We start from the raw sequence: 23,474 nt of genomic DNA, 5'->3' as shown, positions 1-23,474 counted from the left end.
CCCCCGCTCCGCGTCCTCCTCGCCCGCACCGCCAAGACCGCGGGCCAGGCGTTCGACCGCGCACTGGCCGAGGTCGGCGGATCGCAACCGGTCTGGCAGATCCTCATCGCGCTCAAAACCCGCCAGCACGCGAGCCAGCGCGAACTCGCCGACGCGGTCGGCATCCAGGGCGCGACGCTCACCCACCACCTCAACGGCATGGAAACCGCAGGCCTGCTCACCCGCACCCGCGACCCGGAAAACCGGCGCGTGCACCAGGTCGAGCTGACCGACCACGGCGAGCGGACCTTCCACCGCCTCGCCGACGCCGCGATCGCCCACGACAAGCGGATGCGCCGCGGGTTCACCGACGACGAGATCGCGACCCTGGCCGCATTGCTGGGCAGGCTCGCGGAAAACGTGACGCAGACGGACCCGTGAGCGCCCGAGGAAGCGCTCACGGGTCCGAGTCAATGCAGTTACGGGGTTGCCGGGCAGGTCTTCCAGGAGAAGTGGTAAACCGTCTGGACGCTGCCGTCCGTCGAGTCCATCGTCAGGAAGCTCGTCGTCTTCGCCGGGTCCGAAGAGCCGGCATACGCCCGCAATTCCGTGTTGACGTTCAGGTTGCGCTCCTGGCCGCACGGTTCGTAGATAATCGCGTCGATGTCCGTCGAATCCGAGAACTGCCAGTCATTGTCGTAGAAACCGTCGAGCCGATGAGACGCGTACGCGGTCGGCGAGTTTCCCTGGAAATAGTAGTTCGCGCGCTCCACGCCGTACGCGCCGCCTTCGAGGTGCCCGAATCCCCGGTAGTCCGCCGAGGCCACGCCGTACGTGAACCCCTGCGGAACGTGCACGCGAAGGCCGATCTGGCAGTTCTTCCGGAAGTCCGTCGGCTGCGCGCCGACCCCGACCTGCGCGGTGTACTGGCTGTAGGTGACGGTGAAAGCGGTGTTGTCGGCCGAAACCGAAACCGCGGCCGTGTCCGGCGGGCAGCCGGTCCCGTTCACGGTCGCGACGTCGATGATAATTTTGTCCGGCGGAGGATTCTGCGGCCAAGAATGCGGCGTAATAGTCGAAGAAAGGGCCAAAAGCGCAGCGGCCATCGTGGTAAGCATGGGTTCCTTCCCATTACTTCCGATGCGAGCGGGGGTTTCGTCAGGGTAGCGCGAAAACTACTCTCCGCACCCCACTGAACGGAGCAACGAACATCCTTAGCTGCACACAGCAACAGGTTAACAAACCGTTGACAAAAGCTATTATGGACAATTGACGAATCAACAAAAATGATTCAAAAATACACGACCCGGAACCGCCCGGCCCGGCTGATCCGGACAACCGCGGCGGAAACCGGCCTGCGAACCGGGGCAATCAGGACAGTTCGAGCATCGAAGCAGCCGACGCGCCGACCCGGGCCTTCCGCACGATCCGGCGGATTCTCCCGGCATCGCGACCCGTCGCGTCCACAGTGGCGCGATCCGACGCCTCCGGACCCGCCGCGCCCGCACCGGCCCGCAACGAGATCGTGATCTCGAGTTACGCCCTTCGGCGCGCTACTTAAGGCGGATCGCCGCGGCCGCGAACGTGATCCTGGCTACCGTGACTGGACGCACCCGGACGGCGCCCGCCGGTAGGGCTAGCATCCTCGGTACTAGCCAAAGTCGTCTCAAGCTGGAGAAGCGCAATGACCCAAGCCCCTGTCAACGTCACCGTCACCGGTGCGGCCGGCCAGATCGGCTACGCGCTGCTGTTCCGCATCGCGTCCGGTCAGCTGCTCGGCGCCGACACCCCGGTGAAGCTGCGGCTCCTGGAGATCCCCCAGGCGGTCAAGGCGGCTGAGGGCACCGCGATGGAGCTGGACGACGGCGCGTTCCCGCTGCTGGCCGGCATCGACATCTTCGACGACCCGAAGCAGGCCTTCTCCGGCACGAACATCGGCCTCCTGGTCGGCGCCCGCCCGCGCAGCAAGGGCATGGAGCGCGGCGACCTGCTCGAGGCCAACGGCGGCATCTTCAAGCCCCAGGGCGAGGCGATCAACGCCGGCGCGGCCGACGACATCAAGGTCCTCGTGGTCGGCAACCCGGCCAACACCAACGCGCTGATCGCCCAGTCGCACGCCCCCGACGTGCCCGCCGAGCGCTTCACCGCGATGACCCGCCTCGACCACAACCGCGCGCTGGCCCAGCTGGCCAAGAAGCTCGGCGTCGCCGTGACCGACCTGAAGAAGGTCGCGATCTGGGGCAACCACTCGGCCACGCAGTACCCGTCGGTGCAGCACGCCGAGGTCAACGGCAAGAACGTCGCCGAGACCATCAACGACGAGGCGTGGCTGGCCGACACCTTCATCCCGACCGTCGCCAAGCGCGGCGCCGCGATCATCGAGGCCCGCGGCCTGTCCTCGGCCGCGTCCGCCGCGTCGGCCGCGATCGACCACGTCTACACCTGGGTCAACGGCACCGCCGAGGGCGACTGGACCTCGGCCGGCGTCGTCTCCGACGGCTCCTACGGCGTCCCGGAGGGCCTCATCTCCTCCTTCCCGGTCACCGCGAAGGACGGCAAGTACGAGATCGTCCAGGGCCTGGAGATCGACGAGTTCTCCCGCCCGCGCATCGACGCCTCCGTGGCCGAACTGGCCGAGGAGCGCGACGCGGTCCGCAAGCTGGGCCTGATCTGAGGTTCGTTTTCCGCGATGGCCGCCCCGGTTCTCCGGGGTGGCCATCGTTCGTTTTCACGTCTTTGCAGGTTGTTTGGGCAGTGAGAGTCGGCAGATGTCTCACGACTGTGGTATTTTTTCATTCGCCAACTGTATAGGTCGTTATACAGTTGAGAGTAGTTCGTGCAACCGGCGGGCGACGCCGAAGTCGGGCACCGTGTGCGTGCCGTCCCGGAGATCTTTCGCCAGCTGCTCGTAGACCCGCCCCACATTCGCCGCCTGGACCGGCAACTCGCTGACCTCGTTCACCGGAACCACTGTCCATTCCGGACTCTCCGCGCGCGCCGAGTGAAGATCCAGCTGACCGATCTGCAGTTGCGCCGCCCAGGGATCGGTCTCCGGCGCGGAAGTCAGCGCGAGATTCCCTTCGGTGCCCGCGATCTCGATACGCGTCCGCGGCATCGCCGCTTCCCCGTCGTGCAGATGGACGGACACCACTGCCCCATCGTCGAGTTCGGCGTGGGCGACGAAGTGATCCGGTGCCGTGACCGCGATCGGCTCCCCCGTCTCGGCCACCCGATGCGAGCCGTTCCGGATCGCGGTCCGGGCAGTCAGCTCGCGGATCGGCCCGAGCAGGTGCTGCACGAGGTCGAGCGTGTGCCCGCCGAGCACTTCGACCAGTCCGGCACCGGTACGGCGGTCGTAGGTGTAGGCCGTCCACCCAGGGACTTCCCGGGCGTTTCCCTTGCTGCGCGAGCTGTACACGGTCGCGGACTGCACGGTGCCGATCCGGCCCTCGGCGATCATCTCGCGGGCCTGGCGGACGGTCGGCGAGAGCCGCGCCTGCAGCCCAACAGCCGTGTGCACCCCGCCCCGCTCCCCCGCCGCAGCCAACGCGGCGGCTTCCGCGACGGTCGTCGCCAACGGCCATTCGCAGTAGACGTGCTTGCCTGCCTCCAGCGCGGCCGTCACCAACTCCACATGCGCGGGCACCTTCACCGTGACGACAACCAGATCGACGTCCGGATGCTCGGCGAGACTCCGCGCGTCGGTGAACGCGTGCCGGGCACCGAAGCGAGCACGCGCCTCCTCCGCACTGCTGGTGCGAGTGGTCGCGACGGCGGCGAGCGAGAAGTCCGGCGACGCGGCGATCGCCGGGATATGCGCCCGCCCTGCCCAGCCGCGATCCGGGTTCGCGCCGAGGATGCTGTATCGGCGAGTGCCGTCGCTGGACGCACTCCTCGCCGCGATCCTCACCGACACCATCGACGAGATGACCGACCGCGCCGCACACACGCTCGACTCCCCCGACCCGTGGCAGGGTTTCGCCGAGTTCGCCGAAATCTACGTCCAGCTACGCGCGTCCAGCTGCGGGCTGCACGACGCACTCTCCGGGCGCGGCGAACGACTCGACCTGGAACCACGGATCACCCGGCTGCAGCGGGCGATGCGCCAACTCGTCCAGCGAGCGCAAAAGGCCGGAGTGCTCCGTGCCGACCTCGACTGGCGGGACGTGCCGTTCGCGCTCGCCACCGCGATCCCGCCGGGACACACGATCGGCCTCGTCCCGAGCGACGACCAGTGGCGGCGGAACCTGCGCATCATCCTCGACGGCCTGCGCCCGGCACGATCGCTTGCTCCAGAAGGCCCTGCAGAACCCGCTGTTCCTTCGGATTGAGCCCGGCCAGCGGCGAATCCCGGGTCAGCAGTTCAAGCAGCCGTTCCCGCAGCGCCATGCCGTCCTCGGTCAGGACGAGATGCTTGGCGCGGCGGTCGCTCGGGTGCGCACGCCGCTCGATCAGGCCCTGTTTCTCCAGCTTGTCGACCACGAACGTGGCGTTCGACGGCTCGCAGCTCATCCGCTCGGCCAGTTCCCGCATCGTCATCGGGCCGGTCAGCTCCCGCAGCGCGGTGGCCTGAGCGGCGGTCAGCCCCAGCGTCACCGCGCGCTCGCGGACGTGGTCGGCGATCTGCTGCGCCAGCCCGTTCACCAGACCGCACAGCTCCCGCTCGGCGATCGCCCGAGGTTCCGTCATGGCCCCATCCTAGCAACTCCATCAAGTCATAATATTTAAAGCTTGAATGTTTCTAGCTTGATGCTTATGGTCGGGGCAGACCGAGGGAAGGGAACGAAACCGTGCTCGACGACCGACTGCGCCGGCCCGCGCTGCTCCAGACCGTCCACCTGGGCGAGACGAAGGTGTCCTTCGTGCCGGACGGTGCCGTGCAAGGGAATCCGCGGCTGTGGCTGCCCGACAGCACCGACGAGACCTGGGCCGCGCGCCCGGAGTACCTGGACGACGACGGCTACCTCGTCGCGAGCATCGGCGGGCTCTTGGTGGAACGCGACGGCCGGGCGCTGCTGATCGACGCCGGGTTCGGGCCGCAGTCGGTACCTGCCGAGCCGGGAGCGCCGAACGGTGTGCTGTACGGCGGCGCGCTGCTCGACAACCTGGCCGCGCTCGGGCGGAAGCCGGAAGACATCGAGGCAGTGGCGTTCACGCACTTGCACTCAGACCACGTCGGCTGGGCGTGGCAGCCGACCGCGTTCGCCCAGGCCGAATATCTGGTGCCGGAGCCGGAATGGACGCAGCGCGAGGTGTCCGCCGAGACCGACTCGATGGCACCGCGAGTCCGCACCGTCGAGGACGGCCAGGAAGTGTTTCCCGGCGTGCAGGTGCGTTTCGCCGCCGGGCACACGCCGGGACACGCGGAATACGTCATCACCGCTGGCGGCCAACGACTGATCGCGTTCGGCGACGCGGTCCATTCGCCGGTGCAGATCGAAAATTCCGACTGGTCCTGCGTCTACGACCACGATCCGGTCGAAGCCGCCGGCCACCGCCGGAAACTCGTCACCGAACTGGCCGAACCCGGCACGATCGGCTTCGGGAACCACTTCGCCGACGTCGTCTTCGGGCACGTCCGAGAGGGCCGCTGGCAGCCGCTCGACCGCTAGGGTCGGGCGCATGGCCCGGCTGATCCATCTCAACGGCCCGTCCGGCATCGGGAAATCCACCGTCGCGCGACGGTACGCCGATCTCCGCCCGGGCGTGCTCGATCTCGACGCCGACCAGGTGCTCACGATGATCGGCGGCTGGCGGACCGCGTTCTGGGACACGCTGCCCGCCGCGCGACGGCTCGCGCTCGCCATGGCGGAAACGCATCTGCGAGCCGGGTACGACGTGGTCATGCCGCAGCTGGTGGCCCGCCTCGAACAGGCCGAACGATTCGAGGAGGCCGCTCGGGCGGCAGGCGGCGACTACGTCGAGATCATGCTCACCGCGCCCCGCCCGCAGGCGAAAGCCCGGTTCGCCGCCCGCGGCGACCACGCGGCCGCCGACGCGATGGCCGATTCCGGCGGCCCGGTCGTGCTCGACCGCATCCACGACCACGTCGCGGAGTACCTCCCGCTCCGTCCACAATGCACGGTCCTGGACACCGAACACCTCGACCCGGACGAAACGTGCGCGAGCGTCGCGGCGATTGTTGCCCGCCGAGCAGCGGCAGAGGCACCGAGTGCACGGAACGGGGACCAAACGGGAAACCTGCCGCCCGGCCAAGCCTGAGCGCGGTATATGTCGAGGAGTGCCAGGACACAGAGCCGACGCGGTCCGGCCGCCGCTCGCCGCGCGCGCCCTCGCCGAGGGCCGGGTGCGCACGCGGGCCGGATTCGCGTTCGCCGGTGTGGAAATCGCGGTTGTCCCGGCTGAATCCCGCGCAATTCCGCCGCTCGACGGCCAAAAGCAGGCCGGAACCGCAACGCCACTCCCCTTCGACGGCCCGCTCGCCGCTGCGGCTCCTGGAGTCCCCGGCCGGGCGACGGCATTCCTCGACCCGAACCCGCGCCCGCCATTCCGGAAGAGACTCCCATGCCCGAACCCGCTGCCCGCACGGACTTCCCCACGCCGCCCTGGCTGCTCAGCGCGACCGACAGCGTCGCCTTGCGCGCCCTCGCCGCGGGCCTCCTCGACACCACGGCGTCCGACCTCGACCTCTCCTACACGCTCGCGACCCGGCCCCCGCTGGCTCTCCGCGTACTAGTCCCGGCGGGCGATCGAGCCGCGCTCGAAGCCGTCGCGAGCGGCGAGACGACCGGCCAGCCCGTCGCGGCCCGCCCTCGGCTGACCTTCGTCTCCCGCGGCACCGAACTCCCGCCGGGCAGGGAAACCGAGTTCGCGCAACGGTCTCCGCTCTTCTCGGAAACTTTCGACGCGATGTTCGGCGATTATCAGGACCGCCACTTCGCTTTCCAAGGCGCACTGTGCTGCCTGCTGGAATCCTGGGGCCTCTACCCCGAGGCAGTCGCCCGCGTGACCAAGCGGCCTTGGGACGACACCGCCCTTGCCCTGGACCTCACCCCGGCGTCCGTCCAAGATCTCCTCACGGAAATCGCCTGGCTGCACACCGCGGGCATCCGGGTCGCCTGGAACGCGGTCTTCGCCGGAAGCGGCGCCCGTCAGGTCGACCTCTCCGCCGAGACCCTGCTCTACCGTCCGCGGTGGGTCCCCGTCCCAGCCAAGCCCGGCGAAGCCGAAATTCTCGAAATCCCCGCCAGCAAGGACCTCCGCTCCCTCACCGCCCATACCCTGCACGCTCTGCAGCAGCGCGAAGACCGGCTCGTCGTCGTCACCACCAACGCCACCGGACGCGATCCGGACTTGGCGAGCGCTGCGGTCTGGGGCCTCCTCACCACGGCAGCCGCCGAATACCCGGGCAAGATCACCGCCGTAGACCTCGACTCGCCAACCCCCGCGGCTGAGATCCTCGACCTCGTCGGCGGCACCACCGAACCACAACTCGCGATCCGCGACGGAGACCCGCACGCCTTCCGGATCGGCCCCGCCACCGCCTTCACCGCCCGCCCCATCGATCCGTCCGGCACGGTCCTGGTCACCGGCGGCACCGGCGGGATCGGCGCACTGCTGGCCGAACACCTCGTCGCCGAGCACCACGTCCGGCACCTCGTGCTGGCGAGCCGCGGCGGCCCCGCCGCGCCCACCGCCGAGCACCTCCAAAACCTCGACGCGGACGTCCGCATCGCCGCCATCGACGTCGCCGACCCAGGTCAGGTCGAGAGCATCATCGCCTCCTGCAACCCGCCGCTGACCGCCGTCGTCCATTGTGCCGCCGTAATCGACGACGATGTCCTCGCGGCGCAAACCCCCGAACGCCTCGACCCGGTCCTGCGCGCCAAAGCCGACTCCGCCCGGATCCTCCACGAAGCGACCAAACACCTGCCGCTGTCCGCCTTCGTGCTCTTCTCTTCCCTCGCCGGGACCTTCGGCGAAGCCGGACAAGCGAACTACGCCGCCGCCAACCGGTTCCTCGACGCCCTCGCCGCGCACCGGCACGCCATCGGCCTGCCCGCCGTGTCGATCGCGTGGGGCCGATGGGACCCCGCGATCTTCGACGCCGCCCTCGGCAGCGAAGAACCGATCCTGCTCGGCCCCGGCGTTCTCCCGACCGCGCCCGGCACGCCGCGCGCTGAACGGACTTGCCCGTCCGAAGGGAGTTTCCCCGCGCTGCTGACGAATACCCCGGCCAGAAGATGACATCCGTCATCGGGTCCGTCCACAGTGGGCCGCAATACTCAGTGGCATGAACAAGATCCGGACCGCAGCCGCGGCCGCCGCCCTCGTCGCAGGATTCTCCGTGCTCGCCCCGGCCGCCGCCGACGCCACTACCTCGCCCCTGACCTTCGGCATCTACCCGGGCGGTTACGCGGGAGGCGGTTCCACTACCGGAAAACCCGACAATCCGGCCAAGGTACGGAAAGCGTTGTCGGAGCTTCAATCCGGGCACAAGCCGTTCCTGCTCCGCGACTACGTCGGCTGCGGAAGCGCCTTCCCCGACGACGAAATGCAGTACCTCGCCCCCGGCCGCCGGCTCGACGTGGTGCTCAGCTACTCCGGCGAAAGCATGCCGGAATGGCAGACCTGCGTGGAGAACACGGTCCACCGCTACGGCCCGGTCGCCGACACGATCTCGGTGACCCTCGAACAGAACGTGGTGCCCAAGCCGAACGGCGACACCGCGTTGGTGCAAGGCGTGCTCGCCGGAAAGAAGACCGCGGACCAGGACGGGTACCGCCGCCTGCAGATCGGCTTCGACGAGGTCGCCTTCACCAAACCGTTCACCCAGTTCTGGCAGCACCTCGCGCAGCTCGGCGGCGCGGAGTTCAGCCGCTCGGTCGGCTTCGTCGGCATCGACCTCTACCCGGACGCCGGCCTGCCCGGCATCCCGCCGCAGACCGACCTCGCCGGGTTCGTCCACCAGACCCTGCACAACGTCCGCACCCAGGAGATGCCGATCGCCGGCCTCGGCCGCGACGTGCCGATCCGCGTGTCGGAGAACGGCTGGGCGACGCACACCGCCGAGCGCACCCCGGCCGACCAGGCCCGCGCGCTCACCACGGAAATCCTGGCGATCAACCAGGACCGCGTCGCCGAGAACGTGGCCAGCTACGAGATGTTCGACCTGCGCGACGACGTCACCGGCTCCCCCAGCCCGTTCGACAACTTCGGCCTCATGACCGACGACTACGCCCCGAAGCCGATGTACTGGCTGTACCGCGGCCTGGTCTCGGCTCTCGGCCGTCATTGAGGGTTTTCGCTTTGAACACAAGCCGGGCGCTAGGCGAATTTCTTGCCTAGCGCCCGGCCGTATAGGTCGTTATACACCAATCAGGCGACGGAGATGTCGTCCGCGTAGATCGGGCTCTGGCCGTACCAGCCGTGGACGTACACCGTCACCGCGCCGGACGAGCCGGTCGTGAACGGCACGGTCAGCTTGGTCCAGCCGGAGTTGGACGTCCACGAGTTGGCCGTCGCTCCCCCGCGCACCCCGGCGTAGGCGTATCCGCCCTGCACCCACGCCGTCATCGTGTACGCGTGATTCGGCGCGAGGGCAAGGTTTTGCGCCGCTTCCCCGGTGGCCGAGGCCGTCGGCGACACCTGCAGTGCGTGACTGCCGGAGTGCACCGGGGAGGACACGATCTTCCCCCCGGTCCACGGGCTGAGCACACCGGTTTCGAAGTTGCCGTTGATGACGCTGCCGGTCGGGCTGGTTCCGTTGACTGTCAATGTATACGTCGCGGTGTGGCTGCCGCCGCCCGCGACCGAGCCGGTGATGGTCAGCGGGTAGACACCCGGCTGAGTCGCCGCGGTCGTGGTGATCGACAGGTTCGCAGTGTCCCCCGCCTTGACCGTGGCGGGGCTGACCGACGCGGTCACTCCGCCCGGCGCACCGCTCACCGAAAGCGAAACCTGCTGCGCCGTACCGGAAGTCACCGCGGTGGCCACCTTCCCGGTCGCCGAGCCGCCCGGGTCGATCGAAGCCGAGGCGGGGCTGGCCGACACCGAGAAGTCGTTGCCCGGCACCGGGGTTCCGCCGGTGAACGGAGCGAACGTGTGGCTGAAGTACCACTGGTCCTGCGGGATGCCGGAACAGGTGTCCTGCGCGCCGGTGCCCGGGCAACTGCCGTTGTCCCGCTGCAGCGCCCAGAACGACAGCAGGTTGATGCCCTTGGACACCGCCCAGTTGTAGACGGTGGTCGCGTCCGCGGTGGTGAACGTTTCGGCGGCGCCGAAGTCGTCGATTCCCGGCATCTCGGTGATGCCGACCATCCCCCACAGCTGGGCCTGCGTCTTGTCCGGGTACAGCGACGCCAGCTGCGACACCAGCCCGGCCGCGGCCGTCTCGGTGTCCTGCGCCATCTGGTGGCTGGCGTTGTCGTAGTAGTCGAAGGTCATCAGGTTGACCACGTCGACCTTGGCCCCGTTGGAAACCGCGTTCTGCAGGACGCCCAGCGCGCTGGTGAGACCGCTCGTGGTGGTCGGCAGCGTGTAGGAGATCTGCAGCGGGCGCCCGTTGGCCGCGGCCCAGTCCTGGACCTTCTTGATCGCCTTGTTCCGGCGGTCGATGCCGGCGGAGTTGGTCAGCGAGTTGTCCTCGATGTCCATGTCGAGGCGCGGCACGTCGTAGGTGGTGATCAGCGATTCGTACGCGGCCGCGATCTGGTCGACGTTCGTGCAGCTGTCGGCGATCTCGGTGGCCTTGTTGTCCGCGGTGTAGCCGCCGAAGGACGGGATCACGTCCCCGCCGCGCGAGCGGATGGTGCGGAAGTCCGCGCCGAACGTCGAATCCGACACCGGCATGCTGGCGTCGCCGTTCCAGAGGACCGTGCACGACCCGGTGGACGCGGTCTGCAGGAAGGCCATGGTGAGGTGCTTGACACCGGCCTGCTGCGCCATGTCGGCCGGGCTCTGGCCGTTCCAGGACTCGAAGTAGGGCGCGAACACGTGGTTCGGCAGCGGCGTCGCGGCGTGCGCCGGGGCCGCGGTGGCGACCAGCACGCCGAGCGGAGCCGCGGCGGCGGCCAGGACAGCGGACAATCGTGACAAGTGACTTCTTCGTCGCATGCGGGCTCCAGTGCCGAAAAGGGGCCGTGCGGCGGCGGCGCACGGCCGGAACCTTCCCAGAATTGGACTGGACCAGTCACCCGTCAAGGTCTAGACCACTAATGCGGCCGAACGGCCGGGTCGGATCGTCGGGCGCCACCGGGGCCTGGTGGTCCGCTGCCGGACCACCAGGCCCCCGTGGGTCAGCCCACCTGTTCCTTGGCCGGAGCGGGCGCGCCGAGCGCGAACGTGGTCGACCGCGTGGTCAGCGAAATCAGGGCCGCGGCCAGCGTCGACACCGCCAGGAAGCCGAACGCCGCGGCGAACCCGAACCGGTCCGCGAGCCAGCCCATCACCAGCGGCGCGAGCACGCCGGCGAGCTGTCCGCCGGTGTTCACCAGGCCCATCCCCGCCCCGACCAGGTCGCGCGGCAGCACCCGCAGCGGCAGGCCGACGATGCCGATCGAGGCGAGGCCGCTGATGAACATCGCGACCGTCTGCAGCACGGTGAATCCGGTCGCCGAATCCGACAGCAGCATCGCGACGAGCACGCCCGCCGCGGCGACGAGCGCGGGCACCACGAGCCACCGCGGCCGGCGGTCGAAGTACCGGCTCATCAGCCAGCCGCCGATCAGCACCGCCGCCGCGCTGACCAGCTGCGGGATCGCCGCCGAGATCCCCGCCGCGACCAGCGAAAGGCCCTTCGTCTCGACCAGATACGACGGAACCCAGGTGATCATCCCGTAAGCGAGCATGTTGAAGCAGGCGAACATCGCCGCACAGCGAATCACCAGCTTGTTCCGCAGGACTTGCGACACCGGCACCTTCACCGGGGCGACGCGCGCCTCGGGTTCGGTCAGCTCGCGCGGCAGCGGCGCCGGGAGCAACCGCCACAACGCGAGCCCGACGATCAGCCCGGCCACCGCGACGATCCAGAAGGTATGCCGCCAGCCCGCGGCGACCACGAGCGGCGCGACCAGCAGCGGCCCGAGCCCGGCCCCGACCGAGTTGGACGCCAGCAGCAGTCCGGCACCGCGACTGCGGCCCTCCTGCGTCGTCCGCTCGGCCAGTGCCTTGAACGCCGCACCGGGGAACAGCGCCTGCGCGAACCCGAACGCCGCGCGCAGCACGAGCAGCACGACCAATCCGGGCGCGAACCCGGTGGCGGCGGTGAACACCGACCACGCCACCAGGGAAATCACCAGCAACGGCCGCGCCCCTGCTCGGTCCGCGAGCAGCCCGCCCGGCATCTGCCCGAGCAGGTAGGCGATCGCGAACGCGGACACGACCAGCCCCTGCGTGGTCTTGGAAAGCCCGAACTCGGCGCCGATCAGCGGCAGCGCGACCGCGATCATGACGCGGTCGATGTAGTCGATGATGAAGACGCCGACCAGCAGCGCCAACGTGGTCCGTTCGGTCCGCCGCACGACCGGGGCGGAAGTCGGAATGCTCACCGTCGGATCCTCCTTGATTCGGCGATGCCGCATTGTGCGGTCATGCACCCCCTCCGCGGCTTCGTCGGATCCGCCGAATCCCGGGCCCCGGCGTCAGCGGATCCGACGAAGAGGCGGTTTCGCGCAGGCAGGGACGCCGGGGCACGGGCGGCGGGCACGGCCGAGGGGCAACCGGATACGACGATCGGCGGCCGCTACCGGCGGATCAGCGAACTCAGGCCCGGCTGCCGTCTTCCACCGACACCGAACGGGCCTGCCGGACCGGTCCGGCACCGCAGGCTGCTGGCGTTCGGCACTGGCGCAGTCGCGTTCGCTGTGTGCTGGCGCTGTGGCTGCCGAACATCGCGGTCACCCGAGCCCGAGCGTTTGCCCTGGAACGCCAACGGCGGGGCTGATCGCCTCAGCCCCGCCGTATAGGTCGTTATACACCCAGTTTACGCGCCCGCGAGCCCCCGGCGCTTCAGCAGCGGTTCGATCTCCGGCGCGCGGCCGCGGAAGCTCGCGAACGCCTCCATCGGGTCGACGCTGCCGCCGAGGCCCAGCAGGGTCGAGCGGAAGTGGTCGCCGTTTTCCCGCTTCAGGCCGCCGTTCTCGGTGAACCACTCGACGGTGTCCGCGTCGAGCACCTCGCTCCAGATGTAGGAGTAGTACCCGGCGCTGTAGCCGCCCGCGAAGACGTGGTTGAAGTACGTCGTCCGGTAGCGCGGCGGGACGCTTTCCAGTGCCACGCCTGCCTTTTCGAGTGCTTCGGCCTCGAACCGCTGCACGTCCTCCACCCGGTCGTCCGGGCCGAGCCGGTGCCACGCGAGGTCGAGCAGCGCCGCGGCCAGGTACTCGGTCGTGCGGAAGCCTTCGCCGTACTGCTGCGCGGCCTCCAGCAGCTCGACCTGCCCGGCGGGCAGCGGCTCCCCCGTCTCGTGGTGCTTGGCGTAGTTGGCCAAAATCTCCGGCCAGAACATCCACATCTCGTTGACCTGCGACGGGTACTCGACGAAGTCGCGCGGCACGTTGGTGCCGGTGAACGTCGGGAACTCGACGCCGGACAGCAGCGAGTGCAGCGCGTGCCCGAACTCGTGGAACGCGGTGCGCACCTCGTCGAGCGAGAGCAGGGTCGGCTCCCCCTCGCGCGGCTTGGTCACGTTCAGCACGTTGACCACGACCGTGCGCCGCCCGAGCAGCCGCGACTGGTCCACGAAGTTGTTCATCCACGCGCCGCCGCGCTTGGAATCGCGGGTGTAGTAGTCCATCAGGAACAGGCCGAGCCCGCTGCCGTCGGCGTCGAAGACCTCGAAGATCCGCACCTGCGGGTGGTACTTCGGCAGGTCGTTCCGCTCGGTGAAAGTCAAGCCGTACAACCGGTTCGCGGCCGCGAACACGCCGTCGTGCAACACCCGGTCCAGCTCGAAGTAAGGCCGCAGCGCCGCGGTGTCCAGCTGGAACCGCTCGCGCTCCACCTTCGCCGCGTAGAACGCCCAGTCCCACGGCTGCAGCGTCGCGCCGGGCACGTCGGCTTCCAGCAGCTTCTGCAGTTCCGCCGCCTCGGTGCGCGCGTTCGCGACCGCCACCGGCGCGAGCCGCTCCAGCAGCCCGCCGGCGGCCTCGACGGTCTTGGCCGTCTCGTCCGCGATCACGTACGCCGCGTGGTTCGGGTAGCCCAGCAGCGCGGCCCGCTCGGCCCGCAGCCGCGTGACCTCCTCGACGATCGCGTTGTTGTCGTAGGCGTTTCCGCGGTTGCCGCGCGACACCGAAGCGGTGAAGAGCCGCTCGCGCACCGCGCGGTTTTCCAGCGACGCCACGGCCGCCTGCGCGGTGGGCAGGGTCAGGGTCAGCACGTACTTGCCGTCGAGTCCGCGCTCGGCCGCCGTCTGCGCCGCCGCCGCGATTGCGCTTTCGCCGAGCCCGGCCAGCTCCGCGGCGTCGTCGAGCACGACAGCGAGTTCGTTGGTGTCCCGCAACAGGTTCTGCGAAAAGCGGGTCTGCAGCGTCGAAAGCTGCTCGTTCAGCGCGCGCAGCTTCGCCTGGTCGTCCTCGGGCAGCCCGGCGCCCGCCCGGCTGAAGTCGGTGTACCGGCGTTCCAGCAGCCGCAGCGCCTCCGGGCTCAAGCCCAGTTCGGCGCGCTTCTGGTACAGCGCCTCGATGCGGGCGAACAGCCGCGGGTTCAGATGGATCGCGTCCGCGTGCGCGGCCAGCTTCGGAGCGAGTTCGGCCTGGATCTCCTGGACCTCGTCGGTCGCGTTCGAGCCCGAGATGTTGAAGAACGTGCCGGACACCCGGGTCAGCAGCGCCCCGGCCCGTTCCAGCGCCGCGATCGTGTTCTCGAAGGTCGGCTCGGCCGGGTCGTCGGCGATCCGCTCCACGTCGGCGGCGTGCTCGGCGAGCCCGGCCTCGAAGGCGGGCCGGTAGTGCTCGTCGGCGATGCGGTCGAACGGCGGCAGCTCGTAGGGCAGCTCGCTGGGGACGGCGAACGGGTTGTCCGGGGAAATCATTCGGGTTTGCGCTCCTGGTTCTCCGCGTGGTTCCGCCCACCCTACGGGGTCCGGCATCCGACGGAAGGACTGTCGATCGTCAGCGGCCCGAGCTTCCGCCCACCACCGCGTCGCTGGAACCCTTCTTGGCGCGGCCGCGTTTCTTGGGCGGCGGCGGCACGATCCCGGCCAGGTCGCCGCCGTGCTCGTTAACCCGGAGCACGAACGGCCGCGTTTCGGTGTAGCGGACGACCGACACCGCGGCCGGGTCCACGACGATCCGCTGGAAGGCGTCCAGATGCTGGCCCAGCGCGTCGGCCAGGATCGACTTGATCACGTCGCCGTGGCTGCACACGACCCACACCGCGTGGTCGCCGTGCTCGGCGGTGATCCGGGCATCGTGCGCGCGGATCGCGGCCACCGCGCGCGCCTGCATCTCGGCGAGCCCCTCCCCGCCCGGGAAGACCGCCGCCGACGGGTGCGCCTGCACCACGCGCCACAGCGGTTCCTTCACCAGGTTCTTCAGCTCCCGGCCGGTCCACTCGCCGTAGTCCACTTCGGACAGCCGCGGTTCGACGACCTTCTCCAGGCCCTGCGCGGCGGCCAGCGGCGCGACGGTCTGCTTGCAGCGCAGCATCGGCGACACCACCAGCTCGGCGACCGGCACCCCGGCGAAACGCTCGACGAGGGCGGCGGCCTGGGCCCGGCCGGTGTCGTCCAGCCCGACCTTCGGCGTGCGCCCGGCGAGGACGCCCGAACCGTTGGCGGTGGACTTCCCGTGCCGCAGCAAGATGACCGTACTCACGACGCCACCCTAACCGGTGATCCGCGGGTTCAGCCGCCCGCGGGTCCCGCGTTCGGGTCGAGCACGCCGCCGAATACCAGGCCGAACAACACGACGCCGAGCACCACGCGGTAGATCACGAACGGCACGAAGCTGCGCTTCTTGATGTAGGCCATCAGCCACGAGATGACCAGGTAGCCGACGCCGAACGCGACCAGCGTGGCCAGGATCGTCGGCCCCCACTGCGCGTTCTCGCCGTTCTTGCCGATGTCGGTCAGCTTGTACAGCCCCGAGCCGAACACCGCGGGCACCGCGAGCAGGAACGAGTACTCCGCGGCTTCCGAGCGGGTGTAGCCCATCAGCAGACCGGCGCTCGTCGTGCCGCCCGAACGCGAGACGCCCGGGATCAGCGCGAGCGCCTGCGCGAAGCCGTACGCCAGGCCGTGCGGCACGTTCAGGTGGTCCAGCGTCCGCTGCTGCTTCGCGGTCCGGTCGGCGAACAGCAGGATCAGGCCGAACACGATCAGCGTCGTCGCGGTGATCCGCAGGTCACGGAACGCCCGGTCGATCTCGTCCTGCAGGAGCAGGCCGAGCACGACGATCGGCAGCGAGCCGACGATGATCAGCCAGCCCAGCCGCGCGTCCGGGTCGCGCCGCCATTCCGGGCGGTAGACCGAAAAGAACCAGGCGCGCAGGATCCGGCCGATCTTCGGTCCGAAGTAGAGGATCACCGCCAGCTCGGTGCCGATCTGGGTGACCGCGGTGAACGCCGCCCCCGGGTCGCCCCAGCCCGACAGCGCCGCGACGATCCGCACGTGCGCGCTCGAGGAGATCGGCAGGAACTCCGTGAGCCCCTGCACCAGGCCCAGGACCAGGGCCTCGAACCATCCCATCAGGCCGCTCCCGCCGGTTCGCCCGCCCGCACGGGGCGCAGTCCGATTCGCACGATCGGCAACCTATCGGGTGGTTCCCGAGGGCTCCCGCGAGGGCGCCGGACGTCCGTGAGGGGAACCCTGAGGGACTCTGAGTCCCTCAGGGTTCCCCTCACGGACCTGCGGACACGCCAGCGAGGGAATCAATCCGGCATTTCGTCGACACGCGTCACCTTGTCCGGGTCGCGGCGGGCGCGCCCACTAGGCTCGGCGGTCGTGGAAAAGCGACAGCTCGGCCGGTCGGGACTGCGGATATCGCGGATGGCCCTCGGCACCATGACGTGGGGCGGCGACACCGATCCGGACGAGGCGGCCAGCCAGCTGGTCGCGTTCGTCGACGCGGGCGGCACGCTCGTGGACACCGCCGATCTGTACGCCGGCGGCGAGGCCGAGCGGATGCTCGGCGAGCTGCTGTCGGACCTGGTGCCGCGCGAGGACATCGTGCTGGCCACCAAGACTGTCGCCCGCCGCGGGGACGGCCCGTTCGGCGGCGGAGCCTCGCGCGGCGCGCTGCTGTCCGCGCTCGAAGGCTCGCTGCAGCGGCTTCGCACCGACCACATCGACCTGTGGCAACTGCACGCGTGGGATTCCTGCGTACCCATTGAGGAGACGCTGTCCGCGCTCGATTACGCGGTGACGAGCGGCAAGGTCCGCTACGTGGGCGTGTCCAACTACGCGGGCTGGCAGCTCGCCACCGCCGCCTCGCTCGCCACGGTGCCGCTCGTGTCCGGGCAGTTCGAATACTCGTTGCTGGAACGCGGCATCGAACGCGAAGTCGTCCCGGCCGCGGCGCACCACGGGATCGGCGTGCTGCCGTGGGCGCCGCTTGGTCGTGGAGTGCTCACCGGCAAGTACCGCACCGGAACGCCCGCCGACTCGCGCGGCGCGTCCGCCGAGTACGCCGGATACGTCGAACACCACCGCACCGAACGCGCCGCGCGGATCGTGCAGGCCGTAGTGACCGCCGCCGAGGGCCTGGGCACGTCGCCGCTCGCGGTGGCGCTCGCCTGGGTCCGGGACCGGCCCGGCGTGGCCGCTCCGGTCGTCGGAGCGCGAGACACCGGCCAGCTCACCGGCTCGCTCGCCGCCGAAGACCTCACGCTCCCGCCCGCCATCCGCAGCGCGCTCGACGACGTCAGCGGCATCGAATTCGGCTATCCGGAACGGGGCACCCGATGAGCCGCAGGTGTCGGGTCGGTGACACGGGCGTGACGGTTCGGCGTTCGGAGAGGATATTGGAGGGATCTGTTCGCCGGAGCTTTGCTGGAGGTTTCAAGGTGCGTCGGCTCACCGCCGCGTCGCGGATCGCGATCCCGCTGGCCGGTGCGCTCGCGCTGTCCGCCTGCTCGTCCTCGGCCGAACCGAAGGACAATCTGCAGGTCGTGGCCAATCCGACGGCCGCGAAACCGGCCGTCTCCCCCGCTCGCGCGGTGCCGCCGGCCGGGCAGGTGCTGCCGATGCCGGTGGTGTCCGCGATCGCGACCGACCAGCAGAGCCACACGCTCGTCGTAGCACTCTCGCAGCCGCCTGAGCTGCGGCTTTACGATCTCGGCTCGCTCGGCGCCCCGAAGAAGACCGTCGCGCTGCCCGGTCCGGCGGAATCGCTCAGCGTGTCGGGAGGCCAGGCTCTCGCCGCAGTCCCGGGCAAGGGCGTGCTCGCCCGCGTCGCGCTGCCGAGCGGGCAGCTGACCGCCGAGAAGGTCGCCGGACAGCCCGCTGCCGGGACCTCCGACGGACCGGACACGCTCGTCGCGGTCCGCGACCGCAAGGCCGTCGAGGTGCTGGCGAACGGCGCGGTGGCGAAAACGATCACCGGGCAGCTGTACAGCGCCGACGACGTGGTCAACACCGGCAACGGCGTCGTGGTCCTCGACCGGCTGCGCACCGCCGTGTTCAGCGTGGACGTCCAAGCCGGAACCATGGACGAAGGCCTGCGCGCGGGCGACGGCGCCGCCAACGCGGTCGCCGACTCCTACGGCCGCGTGCTGGTCACCGACGCGCGCGCGGGCGCGCTGCTCGCGTTCTCCACCAACCCCCTGATCCTCCGCCAGCGCTACCCGGTCCCGGGCGGCGCGTACGGCCTCGCCTACGACGCGAAGCGCAGCCTGGCGTGGATCACCCTGACCGCCCGCAACGAGGTCGTCGGCTACGACGTCCGCGGCGGAGAGCCCGTCGAGAAATACCGATTCCCGACCGTGCGACAGCCGGACACGGTGGGCGTCGACGACCAGAGCGGCCGCGTGTTCGTCGGCTCGGCCGCGGGAGAAGGGACCCAGGTGATCCAGCCATGACGACAGTCGACGAGGCGGTGGTCGAAGGGGATTGGGAGTACCGCCGCCTGCGCCTCCCCCCGGCGGTTTCCCGGCGCGCGGCGATGATCCAGCTGTCGATTCACGCGGAGTTCGCGGGGTGGGAGCTGCGGACGGTGCGGCTGTATGCGGACGGGACTCGGCGGGTTTGGCTGCGGCGGAAGCGCACGGCCGACTCCCACTCGCCAGGGCTGCCTACCTGACCTGCTTGGCTGTGTTTGATTGCCGCGACTTCGTCGCGGCGGAGAAATCGCCTTCATCCGGTTTCTTCCCTCCCGATCCGCTCGGCCCGGGGGCCGACCGGATCGCTCAGTCCAGAAACCGGGGCGATTTCTCGGTGGGGTCGAGTGCTCAGGAAGAAGGACGGCAAGGGCATCTGGCTCATCAGCGGCGGCGCACTGGCCGAGGCTGGCAGGGTGGATCTGGCGCAGCGATGTCGTGGGCATGCTCGGGGCGCTCAGCCATCTGCTCGGCGCCTTCGACCGGATGACGAATAGGCGGCACCGATTTTCGACACCGCCCATCCGGATGTCAGCTAAGCGCGGCCATCCACTCCGCCCACTTGGCTTCCTCCGCAGCCACATCGACGTCCGGCGCGACGACGTGGTGAGTCGCCACCAACGGCCCGCGGAAGCCCTGCATGAAGCAGAAAAGCCCCTCGCCCGTCCGGATCCCGACCGTCTGGTCGTTCACCGCGTACAGCACCCCATCAGCCCCGGCCAACCGGACTTTCGCGCCGACGGTCAGCTCTTCCACGCCCAATTCCTTCGCCAGCGCAACCCACAACGCAGGCCAGTCCGCGATCACCGTCGACCCGAACGCGGTAATCGGCGTCGCAGTACGGCCGGGGAAATGCTGCACGAACTCCACCAGGTTCCGGAAGAACAGCGCGCCGCCCGCCTTCATGGCCTCGAACTCGTCCGCCCAGTCGTCGCCGGGCAGGAAGCCGCTCGTGACGCAGCGGATCACCGAACTGCCGCCGTCTCGGCCCTCGACGAGGAATTCGTACGCGATCCGCCGTCCGTCCGGCTCCGGTTCGCCGCCGTAGGCCAAGCGGTTCGGCGGGTCCCACGCGGTGATCCCGTGCGTCGGCTCGTAGGCCGCGAACGCTCCGCGCACCGCGCCGCCGACTCCGCCTTCGACCTCGTTGCGGCCCATGAACCACGAATCGATGCCCGGCCCGGTCGCGATCGCCGCCCAGACCTGTTCCGGTTCGACCGGCACCTCGGCGACGTCGATCTCCCGGAATTCCTTACCCATGCTCGTTTTCCTCCCCCATCGGCACACTCGGGTGCACCGCCAGCACCACCCGGTGCGCGCGGCCGTTTTCGGCTTTTTCGTCGTGGTACTTAGCCACCAGCGTGGTCACGGCCGTCGCCAGTTCCTCCGCGAACGCGGCCCGGTCGGCCGCCGACGCGAACCGGACCTCGCCGTCGAGAGCGAAGGTGGCGACGCGCTTTTTCGCTTTCGCCGCACCGGTGATCAGGATTCCGACGTCGCGCACCAGCCGTCCGGCGACCGCCAGCAGCCAGCGCGCGGACAGCCGGTCCGGCGACTGCGCCGGGTCGGGCTGCACGGCCGCGAGCGCGGACGGCGAGATCACGTACGACGACGCGGTTGCCTGCATCATCCGCTCCGTGACGTTGCCCTTGCGCCGCTCCTCGACCAGCTCCACCAGACCGTGCTTTTCCAGGGCGCGCAGGTGGTAGTTCACCTTCTGCCTCGGCAGGTCGACGCGAGCCGCCAGCATCGTCGCCGACGCCGGCTGCGCCAGTTCTGCCAGCAGCCGGGCCCGGACCGGATCGAGCGAGACCTCGGCCGCGGCCGCGTCTTCGATCACCGCAACAGGAAACATGCGTCCTATCGTGCGGCTGAACACTCAGGTTGTCAAGACAGGTTTTGTTGTCGGTAGACCTCGTGCACGACCGACGCGATCCGCGGGACCACCTGCGCGGCGGCTTCCAGCGGAACGACGTGCCCCACGCCGGGCAGCACCACGGCGTATCCCTGGGCGAGCCCGCGCACGAACTGCTCGACGTCGGCGGGCGCGACGATCCGGTCCCGCTCCCCCACGATCGCCGTCACCGGCAGGTCTCCGACCAGTGTCAATGCGGCCTCTCGCGCGTAGGCGTCGAGGGCGGGCCGGAATTGAGAGATGGTGTGCGGCCAGTTGCCGCGGATCATCTTGACGGTCAGCTCGACCTGGTCCGGGTCGGGATCGTCGCCGAACAGCCACCAGCGCAGCCCGGCGCTCACCGCGCGGCTGGTGTGTTCGCGGACCAGCCCGTACAGCTTCGCGCCCAGCACCATTTCCAAGTCCTGCGCGACTTTGCCGAGCGCGTTGGGCCACGCCGCGGACGCCTCCGTGGCGATCCGCCCCGACGACGTCGACAGCAACACCAGGCCACCGGCGCGCGCGGCGAACAGCTCCGGATGCCGCTGGGTCAGCGACATGACCGCGAGCCCGCCCATGTCGTGGCCGACGAGCACGACGCGCCCGTGCGGGACGGCCTGCTCGATCACCTCGGCGAGGTCGTCGGCGAGCTGGCCCATCGTCGCGGTGCCGCGCCCGGCCCGGCCGGATTCGCCGTGCCCGCGGTGGTCGTAGCTGACCACCGCGAGCGGATGCTCGACCGCGTCCGGCAGCACCGGGGCGATCCGGCCCCAGCTGCGCTGGTCGAGCGCGTAGCCGTGCAGCAGCACGACGGTCACGGCCGCCGCCGGGTCGCCCCTGCGCACAAGGTGCAGGGGCGTGCCGTCGGCGAGCCGGAACTCGGGCATCAGGACGAGCGGAGAAACCGGTCCAGCACGCGGACGCCGAACTTCAGCGCGTCCACCGGGACACGCTCGTCGACCCCGTGGAACAGCCCGGAGAAGTCCAGGTCAGCGGGCAGCTTCAGCGGCGCGAAGCCGAAGTTGCGGATGCCGAGCTGCTGGAAGGACTTCGCGTCGGTGCCGCCGGAAAGCATGTACGGCAGGGTGCGCGCACCCGGGTCCTCGGCGAGCACCGCGGCGGTCATGGCGTCGACGAGCGCGCCGTCGAAGGTCGTCTCGACCGGCGGCAGCTCCATCCACTCCTTCTCGATGTCCGGACCGAGCAACTCGTCCAGCTCGCGGTCGAACGCCTCGATCCGACCCGGCAAGATGCGGCAGTCGACAGCGGCCTCGGCGACCGACGGAATCACGTTCGACTTGTAGCCCGCGGTGAGCATCGTCGGATTCGCGGTGTCGCGCAGGGTCGCGCCGATCATCCGGGAAATGTTGCCCAGCTTCGCGACCGCACCCTCGAGGTCGTCCTCGGGAAAGTCCCAGCCGGTGATCTCGGTGACGCCAGCGAGGAACTCGCGCACGGAATCGGTCAGCACCAACGGGAACTGATGCGTGCCAAGCTTCGCGACCGCCTCGGACAGCTTGGTGACCGCATTGTCGCGGTGGATCATCGACCCGTGGCCTGCGGTGCCGCGCACGCGCAGCTTCATCCAGCGGATGCCCTTCTCGGCCGTCTCGATCACGTACGCGCGAACGTTGTCCTTCAAGGTGATCGAGAAGCCGCCGACCTCGCTGATCGCCTCGGTGACACCCTCGAACAACTCCGGCCGGTTCTCGACCAGCCACTGCGCACCGAACTTGCCGCCCGCCTCCTCGTCAGCGACGAACAGGAACACCAGATCGCGCGGCGGCACGATATTGTTGATCTTGTAGTGCCGGGCCAGGGCCAGCGTCATGCCGACCATGTCCTTCATGTCGACCGCGCCGCGCCCCCACACGTACCCGTCCTGGACCGCCCCCGAGAACGGATGCACCGACCACTCGGCCGGGTCCGCGGGCACGACGTCGAGGTGGCCGTGGATCAGCAACGCCCCGCGACGGGGGTCGGCCCCCGGCAGCCGCACGATGACGTTGTGCCGATCCTTGCCGCCGGACTCGACGTAGGTGATCTCGTACCCGGCGTCAGTCAGCTTCTCCGCGACGTACTCAGCCGCGACCCGCTCGCCCACGAGGGTTTCGGGGTCGCCGGTATTGGTGGTGTCGATGCGGATCAGCTCGCTGGTAAGCGTGACAGCCTCGTCCGCGGCGGCGTCGATCAAGTTCGGTTGGGTCACCGGCCATTCCTATCATCCGCCGCGCCAAGACGCCGCCGTCCCGGCGAGTGGAACCAGCACCGGGCGCGCCGAGCAGCATCCGTGAGGGGAACCCTGAGGGACTCTGAGTCCCTCAGGGTTCCCCTCACGGACAGCCATTCCCTCAAGGGGCCCCTCACGGAACCAGATTCCCTCAAGGAGCCCTTCACGGACCACCACCCAACCGCAACAGACGCACCCAACAATCGAGGCACCCAGCCCCTCCCCCGCACCCCGATACGAAGCCTCCCTGCGGTTCGGGGGTGCTTGTCAAGGCATCTTTCCCGCCTTGACAAGCACCCCCGAACCGTCAGCACAATCAAACTTCGGGGTGCCCCACGCAACCACCGTCCTTCCGCGGCGAAGCCGCGCCAC

Annotated in this window: 22 protein-coding genes; 10 read left to right on the top strand and 12 right to left on the bottom strand. The window is 69.6% G+C overall.

Annotation, left to right across the window (positions count from 1 at the left end; all coding sequences use genetic code 11):
- A partial coding sequence (locus D0D37_RS00480) for a MarR family winged helix-turn-helix transcriptional regulator (protein ID WP_162834018.1) occupies positions 1 to 420 on the top strand: 420 nt, incomplete at its 5' end.
- Positions 421 to 458: 38 nt separating this feature from the next.
- Here the strand turns inward: D0D37_RS00480 and D0D37_RS00475 are convergent.
- Positions 459 to 1,097, bottom strand: a complete 639-nt coding sequence (locus tag D0D37_RS00475; RefSeq protein ID WP_116198464.1) for a DUF4360 domain-containing protein — start codon at positions 1,095 to 1,097, stop codon at positions 459 to 461.
- Positions 1,098 to 1,663: 566 nt separating this feature from the next.
- Here D0D37_RS00475 and D0D37_RS00470 point away from each other — a divergent pair.
- Complete coding sequence (locus D0D37_RS00470; RefSeq protein WP_116198463.1) at positions 1,664 to 2,653, top strand: malate dehydrogenase; 990 nt, start codon at positions 1,664 to 1,666, stop codon at positions 2,651 to 2,653.
- Between the two features lie 141 nt (positions 2,654 to 2,794).
- Here D0D37_RS00470 and D0D37_RS00465 read toward each other — a convergent pair whose 3' ends face one another.
- On the bottom strand, positions 2,795 to 3,928 hold the full coding sequence (locus D0D37_RS00465; protein WP_244223326.1) for a Gfo/Idh/MocA family protein: 1,134 nt from the start codon (positions 3,926 to 3,928) through the stop codon (positions 2,795 to 2,797).
- Between D0D37_RS00465 and D0D37_RS00460 the strand changes: the two genes are divergently transcribed.
- Positions 3,906 to 4,310, top strand: a complete 405-nt coding sequence (locus D0D37_RS00460) for an SbtR family transcriptional regulator (protein ID WP_208719725.1) — start codon at positions 3,906 to 3,908, stop codon at positions 4,308 to 4,310. The two genes, D0D37_RS00465 and D0D37_RS00460, sit on opposite strands and share 23 nt — an antisense overlap.
- Here the strand turns inward: D0D37_RS00460 and D0D37_RS00455 are convergent.
- Positions 4,234 to 4,668, bottom strand: a complete 435-nt coding sequence (locus D0D37_RS00455; RefSeq protein ID WP_116198462.1) for a MarR family winged helix-turn-helix transcriptional regulator — start codon at positions 4,666 to 4,668, stop codon at positions 4,234 to 4,236. The genes D0D37_RS00460 and D0D37_RS00455 overlap by 77 nt on opposite strands.
- A 101-nt stretch (positions 4,669 to 4,769) precedes the next feature.
- Here D0D37_RS00455 and D0D37_RS00450 point away from each other — a divergent pair, with 101 nt between their 5' ends.
- From D0D37_RS00450 to D0D37_RS00435, 4 genes are all read left to right on the top strand, one after another.
- Positions 4,770 to 5,591, top strand: coding sequence for an MBL fold metallo-hydrolase (locus D0D37_RS00450; RefSeq protein ID WP_116198461.1), 822 nt, complete (start codon positions 4,770 to 4,772; stop codon positions 5,589 to 5,591).
- Positions 5,592 to 5,601: 10 nt separating this feature from the next.
- Positions 5,602 to 6,201 carry a P-loop nucleotide/nucleoside kinase family protein gene (locus D0D37_RS00445; RefSeq protein WP_116198460.1) on the top strand — a complete coding sequence of 200 codons (600 nt, stop codon included), beginning with the start codon at positions 5,602 to 5,604 and terminating at the stop codon, positions 6,199 to 6,201.
- Between the two features lie 303 nt (positions 6,202 to 6,504).
- Positions 6,505 to 8,187, top strand: a complete 1,683-nt coding sequence (locus tag D0D37_RS00440; RefSeq protein WP_116198459.1) for a beta-ketoacyl reductase — start codon at positions 6,505 to 6,507, stop codon at positions 8,185 to 8,187.
- 46 nt (positions 8,188 to 8,233) lie between these two features.
- Positions 8,234 to 9,238 carry a hypothetical protein gene (locus tag D0D37_RS00435; RefSeq protein ID WP_116198458.1) on the top strand — a complete coding sequence of 335 codons (1,005 nt, stop codon included), beginning with the start codon at positions 8,234 to 8,236 and terminating at the stop codon, positions 9,236 to 9,238.
- A gap of 80 nt (positions 9,239 to 9,318) precedes the next feature.
- On the opposite strand, the gene D0D37_RS00430 is transcribed toward D0D37_RS00435, so the two are convergent.
- The 5 genes from D0D37_RS00430 to D0D37_RS00410 form a co-directional block, all read right to left on the bottom strand.
- Positions 9,319 to 11,037 carry a glycosyl hydrolase family 18 protein gene (locus D0D37_RS00430; RefSeq protein WP_244223325.1) on the bottom strand — a complete coding sequence of 573 codons (1,719 nt, stop codon included), beginning with the start codon at positions 11,035 to 11,037 and terminating at the stop codon, positions 9,319 to 9,321.
- Between the two features lie 200 nt (positions 11,038 to 11,237).
- On the bottom strand, positions 11,238 to 12,488 hold the full coding sequence (locus D0D37_RS00425) for an MFS transporter (RefSeq protein ID WP_208719724.1): 1,251 nt from the start codon (positions 12,486 to 12,488) through the stop codon (positions 11,238 to 11,240).
- 434 nt (positions 12,489 to 12,922) lie between these two features.
- Positions 12,923 to 14,974 carry a M3 family metallopeptidase gene (locus D0D37_RS00420; RefSeq protein WP_116198455.1) on the bottom strand — a complete coding sequence of 684 codons (2,052 nt, stop codon included), beginning with the start codon at positions 14,972 to 14,974 and terminating at the stop codon, positions 12,923 to 12,925.
- Positions 14,975 to 15,053: 79 nt separating this feature from the next.
- On the bottom strand, positions 15,054 to 15,758 hold the full coding sequence (locus D0D37_RS00415) for a histidine phosphatase family protein (RefSeq protein WP_116198454.1): 705 nt from the start codon (positions 15,756 to 15,758) through the stop codon (positions 15,054 to 15,056).
- A 29-nt stretch (positions 15,759 to 15,787) separates the two neighbouring features.
- Positions 15,788 to 16,630, bottom strand: coding sequence for an undecaprenyl-diphosphate phosphatase (locus D0D37_RS00410; RefSeq protein ID WP_116198453.1), 843 nt, complete (start codon positions 16,628 to 16,630; stop codon positions 15,788 to 15,790).
- A 255-nt stretch (positions 16,631 to 16,885) separates the two neighbouring features.
- Here D0D37_RS00410 and D0D37_RS00405 point away from each other — a divergent pair, with 255 nt between their 5' ends.
- The 3 genes from D0D37_RS00405 to D0D37_RS00395 all read left to right on the top strand — a co-directional run bounded on the left by D0D37_RS00405 (position 16,886) and on the right by D0D37_RS00395 (position 19,181).
- Complete coding sequence (locus D0D37_RS00405; RefSeq protein ID WP_162834017.1) at positions 16,886 to 17,848, top strand: aldo/keto reductase; 963 nt, start codon at positions 16,886 to 16,888, stop codon at positions 17,846 to 17,848.
- Positions 17,849 to 17,946: 98 nt separating this feature from the next.
- Entirely contained in the window at positions 17,947 to 18,960 is a 1,014-nt protein-coding gene (locus tag D0D37_RS00400; protein ID WP_116198451.1) for a YncE family protein, read from the top strand.
- Positions 18,957 to 19,181, top strand: coding sequence for a DUF5703 family protein (locus tag D0D37_RS00395; RefSeq protein ID WP_116198450.1), 225 nt, complete (start codon positions 18,957 to 18,959; stop codon positions 19,179 to 19,181). Before D0D37_RS00400 ends, D0D37_RS00395 begins: the two co-directional genes overlap by 4 nt.
- A 328-nt stretch (positions 19,182 to 19,509) precedes the next feature.
- Here D0D37_RS00395 and D0D37_RS00390 read toward each other — a convergent pair whose 3' ends face one another.
- From D0D37_RS00390 to D0D37_RS00375, 4 genes are read right to left on the bottom strand one after another with little or no spacing between them, the layout of a single operon-like run.
- A complete protein-coding gene (locus D0D37_RS00390; protein ID WP_116198449.1) occupies positions 19,510 to 20,238 on the bottom strand; it encodes an SRPBCC family protein in 729 nt (242 codons plus the stop codon).
- The gene (locus D0D37_RS00385) at positions 20,231 to 20,833 is read right to left on the bottom strand and encodes a winged helix-turn-helix domain-containing protein (protein WP_116198448.1); all 603 of its coding nucleotides are present in this window, start codon (positions 20,831 to 20,833) and stop codon (positions 20,231 to 20,233) included. The genes D0D37_RS00390 and D0D37_RS00385 overlap by 8 nt, the downstream gene beginning before the upstream one ends.
- A 32-nt stretch (positions 20,834 to 20,865) precedes the next feature.
- Positions 20,866 to 21,759: an alpha/beta fold hydrolase gene (locus D0D37_RS00380; RefSeq protein ID WP_116198447.1), complete on the bottom strand. Its 894-nt coding sequence runs from the start codon at positions 21,757 to 21,759 to the stop codon at positions 20,866 to 20,868.
- Positions 21,759 to 23,081 carry a M20/M25/M40 family metallo-hydrolase gene (locus D0D37_RS00375; protein WP_116198446.1) on the bottom strand — a complete coding sequence of 441 codons (1,323 nt, stop codon included), beginning with the start codon at positions 23,079 to 23,081 and terminating at the stop codon, positions 21,759 to 21,761. Before D0D37_RS00375 ends, D0D37_RS00380 begins: the two co-directional genes overlap by 1 nt.
- Between the last annotated feature and the right edge of the window lie 393 nt (positions 23,082 to 23,474).

It is taken from the genome of Amycolatopsis circi (genome assembly GCF_003385235.1).
Taxonomy (GTDB): Bacteria; Actinomycetota; Actinomycetes; order Mycobacteriales; family Pseudonocardiaceae; genus Amycolatopsis; species Amycolatopsis circi.
The sequence above is the reverse complement of the archived record's forward strand: the minus strand, read 5'-3'. Positions and strand labels throughout refer to the sequence as shown.

Coding starts and splice junctions, on each gene's coding strand:
- D0D37_RS00385 (WP_116198448.1), bottom strand. CDS start 20,833: ATGTTTCCTGTTGCGGTGATCGAAGACGCGGCCGCGGCCGAGGTCTCG.
- D0D37_RS00460 (WP_208719725.1), top strand. CDS start 3,906: ATGACCGACCGCGCCGCACACACGCTCGACTCCCCCGACCCGTGGCAG.
- D0D37_RS00470 (WP_116198463.1), top strand. CDS start 1,664: ATGACCCAAGCCCCTGTCAACGTCACCGTCACCGGTGCGGCCGGCCAG.
- D0D37_RS00435 (WP_116198458.1), top strand. CDS start 8,234: ATGAACAAGATCCGGACCGCAGCCGCGGCCGCCGCCCTCGTCGCAGGA.
- D0D37_RS00390 (WP_116198449.1), bottom strand. CDS start 20,238: ATGGGTAAGGAATTCCGGGAGATCGACGTCGCCGAGGTGCCGGTCGAA.
- D0D37_RS00380 (WP_116198447.1), bottom strand. CDS start 21,759: ATGCCCGAGTTCCGGCTCGCCGACGGCACGCCCCTGCACCTTGTGCGC.
- D0D37_RS00440 (WP_116198459.1), top strand. CDS start 6,505: ATGCCCGAACCCGCTGCCCGCACGGACTTCCCCACGCCGCCCTGGCTG.
- D0D37_RS00475 (WP_116198464.1), bottom strand. CDS start 1,097: ATGCTTACCACGATGGCCGCTGCGCTTTTGGCCCTTTCTTCGACTATT.
- D0D37_RS00420 (WP_116198455.1), bottom strand. CDS start 14,974: ATGATTTCCCCGGACAACCCGTTCGCCGTCCCCAGCGAGCTGCCCTAC.
- D0D37_RS00395 (WP_116198450.1), top strand. CDS start 18,957: ATGACGACAGTCGACGAGGCGGTGGTCGAAGGGGATTGGGAGTACCGC.
- D0D37_RS00410 (WP_116198453.1), bottom strand. CDS start 16,630: ATGGGATGGTTCGAGGCCCTGGTCCTGGGCCTGGTGCAGGGGCTCACG.
- D0D37_RS00445 (WP_116198460.1), top strand. CDS start 5,602: ATGGCCCGGCTGATCCATCTCAACGGCCCGTCCGGCATCGGGAAATCC.
- D0D37_RS00455 (WP_116198462.1), bottom strand. CDS start 4,668: ATGACGGAACCTCGGGCGATCGCCGAGCGGGAGCTGTGCGGTCTGGTG.